General features: G+C 58.1%; 12 protein-coding genes. 8 read left to right on the top strand and 4 right to left on the bottom strand.

Annotated features, from left to right (window positions below; genetic code table 11):
• The first annotated feature begins 19 nt into the window (after positions 1–19).
• Positions 20–838 carry a pyridoxal phosphatase gene (locus tag ACMWKK_RS06145; RefSeq protein WP_112781298.1) on the top strand — a complete coding sequence of 273 codons (819 nt, stop codon included), beginning with the start codon at positions 20–22 and terminating at the stop codon, positions 836–838.
• Here the strand turns inward: ACMWKK_RS06145 and modC are convergent, their stop codons facing one another.
• The 4 genes from modC to ACMWKK_RS06125 form a co-directional block, all read right to left on the bottom strand.
• The gene (gene modC, locus ACMWKK_RS06140) at positions 839–1,897 is read right to left on the bottom strand and encodes a molybdenum ABC transporter ATP-binding protein ModC (protein WP_045331945.1); all 1,059 of its coding nucleotides are present in this window, start codon (positions 1,895–1,897) and stop codon (positions 839–841) included.
• Positions 1,898–1,899: 2 nt separating this feature from the next.
• Complete coding sequence (gene modB / locus ACMWKK_RS06135; protein ID WP_045331946.1) at positions 1,900–2,589, bottom strand: molybdate ABC transporter permease subunit; 690 nt, start codon at positions 2,587–2,589, stop codon at positions 1,900–1,902.
• On the bottom strand, positions 2,589–3,362 hold the full coding sequence (gene modA, locus ACMWKK_RS06130; RefSeq protein WP_112781297.1) for a molybdate ABC transporter substrate-binding protein: 774 nt from the start codon (positions 3,360–3,362) through the stop codon (positions 2,589–2,591). The genes modB and modA overlap by 1 nt, the downstream gene beginning before the upstream one ends.
• A 178-nt stretch (positions 3,363–3,540) precedes the next feature.
• Positions 3,541–3,690 (bottom strand): AcrZ family multidrug efflux pump-associated protein, encoded by a 150-nt coding sequence (locus ACMWKK_RS06125; protein WP_032638956.1) that lies wholly within the window; start codon positions 3,688–3,690, stop codon positions 3,541–3,543.
• A 127-nt stretch (positions 3,691–3,817) separates the two neighbouring features.
• Here ACMWKK_RS06125 and modE point away from each other — a divergent pair, with 127 nt between their 5' ends.
• The 7 genes from modE (at position 3,818) to gpmA (ending at position 11,637) form a co-directional block, all read left to right on the top strand.
• Complete coding sequence (gene modE, locus ACMWKK_RS06120; RefSeq protein WP_112781296.1) at positions 3,818–4,606, top strand: molybdenum-dependent transcriptional regulator; 789 nt, start codon at positions 3,818–3,820, stop codon at positions 4,604–4,606.
• A 67-nt stretch (positions 4,607–4,673) separates the two neighbouring features.
• The gene (modF, locus tag ACMWKK_RS06115; RefSeq protein ID WP_112781295.1) at positions 4,674–6,146 is read left to right on the top strand and encodes a molybdate ABC transporter ATP-binding protein ModF; all 1,473 of its coding nucleotides are present in this window, start codon (positions 4,674–4,676) and stop codon (positions 6,144–6,146) included.
• A 201-nt stretch (positions 6,147–6,347) separates the two neighbouring features.
• On the top strand, positions 6,348–7,364 hold the full coding sequence (galE, locus tag ACMWKK_RS06110; protein WP_032638951.1) for a UDP-glucose 4-epimerase GalE: 1,017 nt from the start codon (positions 6,348–6,350) through the stop codon (positions 7,362–7,364).
• 10 nt (positions 7,365–7,374) lie between these two features.
• A complete protein-coding gene (gene galT, locus ACMWKK_RS06105) occupies positions 7,375–8,421 on the top strand; it encodes a galactose-1-phosphate uridylyltransferase (RefSeq protein ID WP_112781294.1) in 1,047 nt (348 codons plus the stop codon).
• A 3-nt stretch (positions 8,422–8,424) separates the two neighbouring features.
• On the top strand, positions 8,425–9,573 hold the full coding sequence (gene galK, locus ACMWKK_RS06100; protein ID WP_045331951.1) for a galactokinase: 1,149 nt from the start codon (positions 8,425–8,427) through the stop codon (positions 9,571–9,573).
• Positions 9,567–10,610, top strand: a complete 1,044-nt coding sequence (gene galM / locus ACMWKK_RS06095; protein WP_112781293.1) for a galactose-1-epimerase — start codon at positions 9,567–9,569, stop codon at positions 10,608–10,610. Before galK ends, galM begins: the two co-directional genes overlap by 7 nt.
• Positions 10,611–10,884: 274 nt before the next feature.
• Positions 10,885–11,637 carry a 2,3-diphosphoglycerate-dependent phosphoglycerate mutase gene (gpmA, locus tag ACMWKK_RS06090; RefSeq protein WP_008501111.1) on the top strand — a complete coding sequence of 251 codons (753 nt, stop codon included), beginning with the start codon at positions 10,885–10,887 and terminating at the stop codon, positions 11,635–11,637.
• The last annotated feature ends 51 nt before the right edge of the window (positions 11,638–11,688 follow it).

The raw sequence follows: 11,688 nt of genomic DNA, 5'->3' as shown, positions 1-11,688 counted from the left end.
CATTAACCCGGAAGAACAAATGACCTCGCGTGTGATTGCACTGGATTTAGACGGAACATTACTTACCCCTCAGAAAACCCTGCTCCCCTCCTCCCTTGAAGCGCTTAAGCGCGCCCAGGAAGCAGGATATCAACTTCTTATCGTTACGGGTCGACATCACGTTGCCATTCATCCTTTTTATCAGGCACTGGCGTTAGATACACCTGCAATTTGTTGTAATGGCACTTATTTGTATGATTATCAGGCAAAAAAGGTTTTAGCCTCCGACCCGCTACCGGTTCCCCAGGCGCTGCAGCTGATTGATCTGCTGGATGAGCATGCCATTCACGGCCTGATGTACGTGGATAACGCGATGGTCTACGAGCGCCCAACCGGCCACGTGGTGCGCACCAGCAACTGGGCGTTATCCCTGCCTGAAGCGCAGCGTCCGGTCTTTACCCAGGTTTCCTCCCTGCGCCAGGCGGCTCAGGACGTTGAGGCTATCTGGAAATTCGCCCTGACGGATGAAGACACCACCAAACTGAATGCCTTCGCGAAACACGTGGAGCAGACGCTGGGTCTGGAGTGCGAATGGTCCTGGCACGATCAGGTGGATATTGCCCGCAAAGGCAACAGCAAAGGCAAGCGTCTGACGCAGTTCGTGGAATCGCAGGGCGGGTCAATGCAGGACGTCATCGCCTTTGGCGACAACTACAACGACATCAGCATGCTGGAAGCCGCCGGGACGGGCGTGGCGATGGGCAATGCCGACTACGCGGTAAAAGCGCGCGCTAACGTGGTGATTGGCGACAACACCACCGACAGCATCGCGCAGTACATTTATACCCACCTGCTGTAATCAGGCGGTGATTGAGACGCTCTTAATTTGCGCGTAAAGCCACAGGCCGGGCTTGATCCCTAACTCATCCCTGGCCCACGGGCTAATGCGCGCCCAGAGCGTCCTGCTGCCGACTTCAAGCTTCACTTCCACCTGCCCGTTATCATCAAAACACTCCGCGACTTTGGCGCGCAGAATATTTCGAATGCTGGTTTGCAGCGGCGGCTGCAGCACCAGCGAGACGTCCGAGGCCTGGATGCGAATTCGCAGCGCCGACTGTAGCGGTTTGTCGATTTTATTGACCCACAGGTGCTGGTCGCCCAGCGCCAGCGCGGTCATCGCGTAGTGCGGGTGATGTTCCAGCACGCTCACCTTCAGGATGCTGCTCTGCTGCTCCCGGGGTAACCAGGGGTGCATCACGCTGCTGCCCCACACCTCTTCGAGGTTGCCGAAGGCCTTGACGCTGCCCTCTTCCAGCACCAGCACCTTGTCGGCCAGATGGAGGATCTCATCCAGCGAATGGCTGACGTAGAGCATCGGAGTATTAATCTCGCGCGTCAGGCGCTGCAGGTAGGGCAGAAGCTCGCGCTTACGCGGAATATCCAGCGAGGCCAGCGGTTCGTCGAGCAGCAGCAGTTCGGGCGCCGTCAGCAACGCGCGGCCGATAGCCACGCGCTGTTTTTCTCCGCCGGAGAGCGAGGATGGCAGCCTGTCGAGCAGTGGCTCAATGCCTAAAAGGGTCACCAGCTTATCAAACTGCCCGGCCATGCTTTTCGCCATGCCGTAACGCAGGTTGCCGCGCACGCTGTAGTGCGGGAACAGGCGCGCGTCCTGGAAAACATAGCCGATGCGGCGCTTATCCGGCGACAGATACACCTTATTTTCCACGTCATTCAAAACGCGGTTGTTCAATACAATGCGTCCTGACTGCGGGCGCGTCAGGCCGCTGATGGCATTGATCAGCGACGTTTTGCCCGCACCCGACACGCCGAAGATGGCGGTGATACCGCTCGCAGGCAGCGTCTCGTTAAGCGTCAGGGTATGGTTTCCCAGCGTCTGGGTGAAGTTCAGTTCCAGCATGCTTATTTCCCCATCCGCTCGCGGCTCAGCCGCGCCAGCCATTCCGACACCAGCAGCGACGCCAGGGCTAAGACGATCGAGATGATGCACAGCCGCGCCGCCGCGCCTTCTCCGCCGGGCGTTTGTATCAGCGTATACATGGCTGACGGAATCGTTCGCGTCTCGCCGGGAATGTTCGATACGAACGTGATGGTCGCGCCGAACTCGCCCAGCGAGCGGGCGAAGGCCAGCACCGTACCAACAATAATGCCGGGTAACGTCAGGGGGAGCGTGATGGTGAAAAAGACGCGCCAGCGCCCGGCGCCCAGCGTGCGGGCCGCCTGTTCGAGCTTCATGTCCACCCCTTCCAGCGCGAGGCGGATCGCCCTCACCATCAGCGGGAATGACATCACCGCCGCCGCCAGTACCGCACCGCGCCAGCTAAAGGCGAACGTCAGCCCAAACCAGTCGTAGAGCTTCTCGCCGATAAAGCCGCGTCGGCCCATCGAAACCAGCAGCAGGTAACCGACCACCACGGGTGGCAAAACGAGCGGAAGATGGAGCACGCTGTCGAGCAGCGCTTTGCCGGGAAACCGACAGCGAACCAGTAACCAGGCAAAGAAGATCCCAAAGGGCAAACTCAGCGCAACCGCCAGGGAAGAGACTTTAAGGCTCAGCAGAACAGCCTGCCATTCAGGATCGGTCAATATCATCAGTGAGTCGTAAATCCGTAACGTTTAAAGATTGCGGACGCTTCCGGCCCCTTCAGGTAATCGCGGAAGGCCGTCACGGTCGCATTTTTATGTCCATCAACAATCGCAACAGGATATTCCACTTTCTTGTGGGAGTCTTCCGGGAACGTTGCCACCACTTTCACGCCCTTGCTGGCAACGGCATCAGAGCCATACACAATGCCCAGCGGGGCTTCGTTGCGCTCCACCAGCGCCAGCGCGCCGCGGACATCTTCCGCCGGGGCCAGCTTCGGCGACAATGTCTCCCATGCCCCCAGCTTTTGCAGCGCTTCTTTGGCATAAATACCGGCAGGAACGTGCTCCGGATCGCCCACCGCCAGACGGCCACCGTTGAGCAGGCTCGTCCAGTTTGTCTCTTTGTTGATGGTGAAGTCGGCCTGCGCGCTGGCTTTCGGCGCCACGACGACCAGGCTATTGCCCAGCAGCGTTTCGCGGGTTGCCGCATCAATCGATTTCTTCTCCACCGCGTAATCCATCCACTTCTGGTCAGCCGAAATGAACAGATCCGCCGGTGCGCCCGCTTCTATCTGGCGCGCCAACGTCGAGGAAGAGGCAAACGAGGAGACCACCTCGACGTTTTTCTCTTTTTTATACGCCGACGCGATATCCTGCAGCGCGTTGGTCAGCGACGCCGCCGCAAAGACCGTGATTTTACCGTCGTCCGCCAGCGCGTGTCCGGTAAGTGAAAGCGTCAGCGTTGCCCCTGCGAAAAGGCGTACCCATGAACGTGCCATCTGTAACTCCTGTGAGTAGCGTTATATACATATTAATATAACGATAACGTCAGGGAGATCCCAGCGTTAAATCGTACCGCTGAAGAGGTAAACCGGCGTGAGGCCTACACTATTATCGACGAAAATGCGGAAAACTTGAGAGCAAAACGCCCGGGCTGGCCGGGCGTTCTGAAGGGAATCAATGCTGCTTTTTAGGCTGGTCTTTGTGACCAATGTTCGAAAAGAGGTTGAACACTTCACCCAGGCCGTAGATGGCACCGAGGATGATGGCCATCACTACTGGTACCATGATCACGGCGAATACCAGACTTTTCAACAACTCTAACATGGTTTTCTCCAGATATTGTGAATAGCTTATTCTACCCTTTCAGATGAGAAAAACATCCCCTTTTGTGCGGTACCCTTTGCGCCCTGCACCATTTGGGTCACAATACTCCTTTTGCCAGGATACTGTTATGCAGGCCGAAATTCTCCTCACACTCCGACTTCAGCAAAAGCTTTTCGCCGACCCGCGACGTATCGCCCTGCTTAAACAAATAGAACAAACGGGCTCGATTAGCCAGGGGGCAAAAAACGCCGGCATCAGCTACAAAAGCGCCTGGGATGCCATCAACGAGATGAACACCCTGAGCGAACAGCCGCTGGTGGACCGAGCCACGGGCGGCAAAGGCGGCGGCGGTGCAATCGTCACGCGCTATGGCCAGCGTCTTATTCAGCTTTACGATCTGCTGGCCCAGATCCAGCAAAAAGCGTTTGACGCGTTGAGCGATGACGATAACGTACCGCTGGACAGTTTGCTGGCGGCCATTTCCCGCTTCTCGCTCCAGACCAGCGCCCGTAACCAGTGGTTTGGGACGGTGACGGCGCGCGACAATCTGCAGGTCCAGCAGCATATTGAGATCCTGCTCGCCGATGGCACCACCCGTCTGAAAGCCGCCATAACCGCGCAGAGCGCAGAACGTCTTGGACTGGAGGAAGGTAAAGAGGTGCTGGCGCTCGTGAAAGCGCCGTGGGTGAATATCACCCGCGATCCCGACGCCGCAAAAGCAGCCGATAACCAGCTACGTGCCGCAATCAGCCATATCGAACGCGGCCAGGCGCAGTGCGAAGTGCTGATGACGCTGGCCGATGGGCAACGGCTTTGCGCGACGATCCCGCTTAGCGAAGCGGAGGGTTTAGAAGAAAGTATGATTGTTACCGCATGGTTCAACGCGGACCGGGTGATTATCGCCACATTGTGCTGAGCGCATTGACAATCGCGCCGACAGTGCGTATCCCTGATATCTGTTGCTGCAAAAACAGGGATAAATCATGTCATCATTGCAAATTTCGCAAGGCACGTTTCGTCTTAGCGATACCCGAACGCTGACGATTGCCGATTTGACGATACGCGCGGATGAAAGCTGGGCGTTTGTCGGCACCAACGGCAGCGGTAAATCCGCGCTGGCCCGCGCGCTGGCGGGAGAGCTTCCCCTCCTCAAGGGTGAATACCAGCGCGACTTTACACGCCTGACGCGCCTGTCGTTTGAACAGCTGCAAAAGCTGGTGAGCGACGAGTGGCAGCGCAATAACACCGATTTACTCAGCCCTGGCGAAGACGATACCGGCCGCACGGCGGCGGAAATTATTCAGGATGAGGTGAAAGATCCCGCCCGCTGTCAGCGCCTGGCGGAACGGTTCGGTATCGCCCCCCTGCTCAACCGGCGCTTTAAGTACCTCTCTACCGGCGAAACGCGGAAAACGCTGCTCTGCCAGGCGCTGATGAGCGAGCCCGACCTGCTTATTCTCGACGAACCGTTTGACGGCCTTGACGTGCAGTCCCGCGCGCAGCTGGCATCCCTGCTGGAGTCGCTTAATCAGCAGGGATATACCCTGGTGCTGGTGCTTAACCGCTTCGATGAAATTCCGGCGTTTATCCAGCACGCGGGCGTGCTGGCTGACTGTAACCTCACCGAGACGGGTGAAAAAACCGCGCTGCTTCAGCAGGCGCTTATTGCCCAGCTTGCGCACAGCGAACAGCTCGACGGAATTGCCCTTCCGGAACCCGACGCTCCGTCGGCGCGCCATGCGCTCGATCCCCACCAGCCGCGCATCGTGCTGCGGGATGGAATGGTCACTTATGACGATCGTCCGATCCTCAATCGCCTCAGTTGGACGGTCAATCCGGGCGAGCACTGGCAGATTGTTGGCCCCAACGGCGCGGGAAAATCCACGCTGCTGAGCCTCGTAACCGGCGATCACCCGCAGGGCTATAGCAACGATCTCACGCTGTTTGGCCGCCGTCGCGGCAGCGGCGAAACCATCTGGGATATCAAAAAACATATCGGCTACGTCAGCAGCAGCCTGCATCTGGATTACCGGGTCAGCACCACGGTACGCAACGTGATCCTCTCCGGATATTTTGATTCCATCGGCATTTATCAGGCGGTGTCGGACAGGCAGCAGAAGCTGGCCCAGCAGTGGCTGGATATTCTGGGCATGGACAGCCGGGTCGCTGACGCGCCGTTCCATAGCCTGTCGTGGGGGCAGCAGCGTCTGGCCCTGATCGTTCGCGCGCTGGTGAAACACCCTACGCTGCTGATCCTCGACGAACCGCTGCAGGGACTCGATCCGCTGAACCGACAGCTCATCCGCCGCTTTGTGGACGTGCTGATTAGCGAAGGTGAAACGCAGCTGCTGTTTGTTTCACACCATGCCGAAGATGCCCCCTCCTGCATTACTCATCGACTGGAGTTTGTTGCGGACGGTGAACGCTATTTCTATCGGCAAAGCAAAATCGATTAGCCTCCGGAGGGCACCGCCCTCCGTTTTTCAGATAACCTGCACTAAGACATTGCTATCCCGTTGATCTACAATGCCTCATCGCCGCTGAAAATCGGATTTTAAAAACAGTGTAAACGATTCCACTATTTTATCCCGTGTCACACTTTTCACGTCTCTGTTATGCTATGGTTATTACATACCATAAGCCCAATGGAGCGAATTATGCGAGTTCTGGTAACAGGTGGTAGCGGTTACATCGGAAGTCATACCTGTGTGCAGCTGCTGCAAAACGGTCATGACGTCATCATTCTCGACAACCTGTGCAACAGCAAGCGCAGCGTGCTGCCGGTGATTGAACGCCTTGGCGGTAAACAGCCCACCTTCGTGGAAGGCGACATCCGCAATGAAGCGCTGATGACCGAGATCCTTCACGACCACGCCATCGAAGCGGTGATCCACTTCGCGGGTCTGAAAGCGGTCGGTGAATCCGTTGCGAAGCCGCTCGAGTATTACGACAACAACGTCAACGGTACCCTGCGTCTCATCTCCGCCATGCGCGCGGCCAACGTCAAAAACTTCATCTTTAGCTCCTCCGCCACCGTCTACGGCGATCAGCCTAAAATCCCTTACGTTGAAAGCTTCCCGACCGGGACGCCGCAAAGCCCGTACGGCAAAAGCAAGCTGATGGTGGAGCAGATCCTGACCGATCTGCAAAAAGCGCAGCCGGAGTGGAGCATCGCCCTGCTGCGCTACTTCAACCCGGTCGGCGCCCATCCGTCTGGCGACATGGGTGAAGATCCGCAGGGCATTCCGAACAACCTGATGCCGTATATCGCCCAGGTAGCGGTAGGCCGTCGCGAGTCGCTGGCGATTTTTGGCAACGACTACCCGACCGAAGACGGCACCGGCGTGCGCGACTACATCCACGTAATGGATCTGGCCGACGGTCACGTGGCGGCCATGCAGCAGCTGGCGGATAAACCGGGCGTGCATATTTACAACCTCGGCGCCGGGGTCGGCAGCAGCGTGCTGGACGTGGTTAACGCCTTCAGCAAAGCCTGCGGTAAGCCGGTGAGCTACCACTTCGCCCCGCGTCGTGATGGCGACCTGCCCGCGTACTGGGCCGATGCTACCAAAGCCGACAAAGAGCTTAACTGGCGTGTTACGCGCACGCTCGATGAAATGGCACAGGATACCTGGCACTGGCAGTCACGCCACCCGCAAGGCTATCCGGACTAAGGATCCCTTCATGACGCAATTTAATCCCGTCGATCATCCGCATCGTCGGTTTAACCCGCTCAGCGGGCAATGGATTTTGGTTTCTCCGCATCGCGCCAAGCGCCCCTGGCAGGGGGCGCAGGAGACGCCTGCAAAACAGACGCTGCCACGTCATGACCCGGACTGCTTCCTGTGCCCCGGCAACACGCGCGTGACCGGAGATAAAAACCCGGACTATACAGGCACCTTCGTCTTCACCAACGATTTTGCCGCCCTGATGACCGACACGCCGGACGCGCCGCAAAGCCACGATCCGCTGATGCGCTGCGAAAGCGCGCGCGGTACCAGCCGCGTGATCTGCTTCTCGCCCGATCACAGCAAAACGCTGCCTGAGCTGAGCGTCGACGCGCTGAAAGAGGTGGTGAGCACCTGGCAGACGCAAACCGCCGAGCTGGGCCAAACTTATCCGTGGGTGCAGGTGTTCGAAAATAAAGGCGCGGCCATGGGCTGTTCTAACCCGCACCCGCACGGCCAGATTTGGGCGAACAGCTTCCTGCCCAACGAAGCCGAGCGCGAAGACCGTCTGCAGAGAGCGTATTACGTGGAAAACGGTTCGCCGATGCTGGTGGATTACACCCGGCGCGAGCTGGCCGACGGCAGCCGCACCGTGGTGGAAACCGAACACTGGCTGGCCGTCGTCCCCTACTGGGCCGCGTGGCCGTTTGAAACGCTGCTGCTGCCGAAAACGCACGTGCTGCGCATCACCGATCTCAGCGACGCGCAGCGCGACGACCTTGCCCTGGTGCTGAAAAAGCTGACCAGCCGTTACGACAACCTGTTCCAGTGCTCCTTCCCCTATTCCATGGGCTGGCACGGCGCGCCGTTTAACGGTGAAGAGAATCAGCACTGGCAGCTACACGCCCATTTCTATCCGCCGCTGCTGCGCTCTGCGACGGTACGTAAATTCATGGTGGGCTATGAAATGCTGGCGGAAACCCAGCGTGACCTGACGGCGGAACAGGCAGCAGAACGTCTGCGTGCCGTTAGCGACGTCCACTATCGCGAATCAGGAGTTTAAAAAATGAGTCTGAAAGATAAAACACAATCCCTGTTTGCTGAGAAATTTGGCTACCCTGCCACCCACGTTATCCAGGCGCCAGGTCGCGTTAACCTGATTGGTGAACACACCGACTATAACGACGGTTTCGTGCTGCCGTGCGCCATTGATTACCAGACCGTCATCAGCTGCGCGAAGCGCGACGACCGCAACGTTCGCGTACTCGCAGCGGACTACGACAATGAGCTCGACGAATTTTCGCTAGACGCGCCGATCGTGACGCACGACGGCCAGCAGTGGTCTAACTACGTGCGCGGCGTGGTGAAGCACCTCCAGAAGCGTAACAAGAACTTCGGCGGCGCGGATTTGGTTATCAGCGGCAACGTGCCGCAGGGGGCGGGCTTAAGCTCCTCTGCGTCGCTGGAAGTCGCCGTTGGCACCGTGTTCCAGCAGCTTTATCATCTGCCGCTGGACGGCGCGCAAATCGCCCTGAATGGTCAGGAAGCGGAAAACCAGTTCGTGGGCTGCAACTGCGGCATTATGGACCAGCTGATCTCCGCCCTGGGCAAAAAAGATCATGCCCTGTTAATTGATTGCCGCACGCTGGGCACCAAAGCCGTTCCCCTGCCAAAAGGCGCGGCCGTGGTCATCATCAACAGCAACTTTAAGCGCACGCTGGTGGGCAGCGAATACAATACCCGCCGCGAGCAGTGCGAAACCGGCGCCCGCTTCTTCCAGCAGCCTGCCCTGCGCGACGTAACGCTCAATGAATTTAATAAAGTGGCGCACGAGCTGGATCCGGTCGTCGCCAGACGCGTTCGCCACGTGCTGACGGAAAATGCCCGTACCGTTGAAGCCGCATCCGCGCTGGCGAAAGGTGACCTGAAGCGCATGGGTGAGCTGATGGCGGAATCCCACGCCTCCATGCGCGATGATTTTGAAATCACCGTTCCGCAGATCGACACCCTGGTGGACATCGTAAAAGCGACCATCGGCGACAAAGGCGGCGTGCGCATGACGGGCGGCGGTTTTGGCGGCTGCATCGTTGCGCTGGTGCCTGAAGAGCTGGTCCCTGCCGTACAGGATGCCGTGGCGAAGCAGTACGAAGCAAAAACAGGGATCAAAGAAACCTTCTACGTGTGTAAAGCTTCACAAGGAGCCGGACAGTGCTAAACGAAACGCCTACCCTCGCACCGGATGGTCTGCCGTATCGCCTGTTAACCCTGCGCAACAGCGCGGGGATGGTCGTTACGGTGATGGACTGGGGTGCAACCCTTCTTTCAGCCCGCGTACCGATGCCCGACGGCAGCGTGCGCGAGACGCTTCTCGGCTGCGCCTCGCCCGAGCAGTACGTCACTCAGTCCGCCTTTCTGGGCGCGTCCGTTGGGCGCTATGCTAACCGCATCGCAAAGAGCCGCTTTGAGCTCGACGGCGTGCAGTACAGCCTGCTGCCAAGCCAGGGAGAGAACCAGCTGCACGGCGGACCGGAAGGGTTTGATAAACGCCGCTGGAAAATTGTTCGTCAGAACGACGGGGAAGTGCTTTTCTCGCTGGATTCGCCTGATGGCGATCAGGGTTTCCCGGGAAATCTTACCGCCTCGGCACGCTTTACGCTGACGGAGGATAACCGTATCACCATTGAATACCGTGCGACGGTCGACAGGCCGTGTCCGGTCAACCTGACCAACCACGCCTATTTCAACCTCGACGGTAACCAGTGCGACGTGCGCAACCACACGCTGCAGATCCTGGCGGATGCGTATCTGCCGGTTGACGAGACGGGCATTCCGTATCAGGGCCTCAAAGACGTGAGCGGCACCAGCTTCGACTTCCGCAACGCGAAAGCTATCGCCCGGGATTTCCTGAGCGATGACGATCAGCGTAAGGTGAAAGGCTACGACCACGCTTTCCTGCTGCAGGCCAAAGGCGATGTGAAACGGCCTGCCGCGCAGGTCTGGTCCGCGGACGATAAGCTGCAGATGACGGTGTATACCACCGCCCCTGCCCTGCAGTTTTACTCCGGCAACTACCTCGGCGGCACGACGGCGCGCGAACATAATGAATACAGCGACTGGCAGGGTCTGGCGCTGGAGAGCGAGTTCCTGCCGGACAGCCCGAACAACACGGACTGGCCACAGCCGGACTGCGTGCTGCGCCCGGGTGAAGAGTACGTTAGCGTTACCGAGTATCATTTCACTCCGCGCGCTTAATGCCCGGCGGCGCTCCGCTTGCACGGGCCTACGGGTAGGCCGGATAAGCGAAGCGCCATCCGGCAAAAAACGCCAGCCCTCACAACGAGGGCTTTTTTCTGCGCGCCTTGCTGAAAATAGCGCCGATCGCAGACAAAATCATAACCATGGATTCACAAGCATCTTACACTCAGAGACTATTTTCGCTATGGTTAGGGTTAAGCGTTGCTGGTGGCACGGCCACGGCAATATAATGAGAATTGTTATCATTCTAAAAATGCTTGAGGAGTAAGAGATGGCTATTACTAAGCTGGTCCTGGTGCGTCACGGCGAAAGCCAGTGGAACAACGAAAACCGCTTTACCGGTTGGTACGACGTTGATCTGTCCGAGAAAGGCGTAAGCGAAGCAAAAGCAGCAGGTAAACTGCTGAAGGAAGAAGGCTTCAGCTTTGATTTTGCTTACACCTCTGTGCTGAAACGTGCCATCCATACCCTGTGGAACGTGCTGGACGAACTGGATCAGGCCTGGCTGCCGGTTGAGAAATCCTGGAAACTGAACGAGCGTCACTACGGTGCGCTGCAGGGCCTGAACAAAGCGGAAACCGCTGAGAAATACGGTGATGAGCAGGTTAAACAGTGGCGTCGCGGCTTCGCGGTCACCCCACCAGAGCTGACCAAAGATGACGAACGCTATCCGGGCCACGACCCGCGTTACGCGAAGCTGACCGACGCCGAGCTGCCAACCACCGAGAGCCTGGCGCTGACCATCGACCGCGTTGTGCCTTACTGGAACGAAACCATTCTGCCACGCCTGAAAAGCGGCGAGCGCGTGATCATCGCCGCTCACGGTAACTCCCTGCGTGCGCTGGTGAAATATCTGGACAACATGGGTGAAGACGAAATTCTCGAACTGAACATCCCAACTGGCGTACCGCTGGTGTATGAGTTCGACGAAAACTTCAAGCCAATCAAACACTATTACCTGGGTAACGCGGACGAAATCGCAGCGAAAGCCGCGGCCGTTGCGAACCAGGGTAAAGCGAAGTAATTCGCTGGCCATAAAAAAAGCGCGGAGCCTTCCGCGCTTTTTTATTTGTGC

Source organism: Enterobacter sp. 01-M-03-SI-ECC (assembly GCF_047530215.1).
GTDB lineage: Bacteria > Pseudomonadota > Gammaproteobacteria > Enterobacterales > Enterobacteriaceae > Enterobacter > Enterobacter chengduensis.
Note: the sequence above shows the minus strand (reverse complement) of the source record. Positions and strands in the feature narration are given on the sequence as shown.

Coding starts and splice junctions, on each gene's coding strand:
- modE (WP_112781296.1), top strand. CDS start 3,818: ATGCAGGCCGAAATTCTCCTCACACTCCGACTTCAGCAAAAGCTTTTC.
- ACMWKK_RS06145 (WP_112781298.1), top strand. CDS start 20: ATGACCTCGCGTGTGATTGCACTGGATTTAGACGGAACATTACTTACC.
- modA (WP_112781297.1), bottom strand. CDS start 3,362: ATGGCACGTTCATGGGTACGCCTTTTCGCAGGGGCAACGCTGACGCTT.
- modC (WP_045331945.1), bottom strand. CDS start 1,897: ATGCTGGAACTGAACTTCACCCAGACGCTGGGAAACCATACCCTGACG.
- modF (WP_112781295.1), top strand. CDS start 4,674: ATGTCATCATTGCAAATTTCGCAAGGCACGTTTCGTCTTAGCGATACC.
- modB (WP_045331946.1), bottom strand. CDS start 2,589: ATGATATTGACCGATCCTGAATGGCAGGCTGTTCTGCTGAGCCTTAAA.
- galK (WP_045331951.1), top strand. CDS start 8,425: ATGAGTCTGAAAGATAAAACACAATCCCTGTTTGCTGAGAAATTTGGC.
- galE (WP_032638951.1), top strand. CDS start 6,348: ATGCGAGTTCTGGTAACAGGTGGTAGCGGTTACATCGGAAGTCATACC.
- ACMWKK_RS06125 (WP_032638956.1), bottom strand. CDS start 3,690: ATGTTAGAGTTGTTGAAAAGTCTGGTATTCGCCGTGATCATGGTACCA.
- gpmA (WP_008501111.1), top strand. CDS start 10,885: ATGGCTATTACTAAGCTGGTCCTGGTGCGTCACGGCGAAAGCCAGTGG.
- galT (WP_112781294.1), top strand. CDS start 7,375: ATGACGCAATTTAATCCCGTCGATCATCCGCATCGTCGGTTTAACCCG.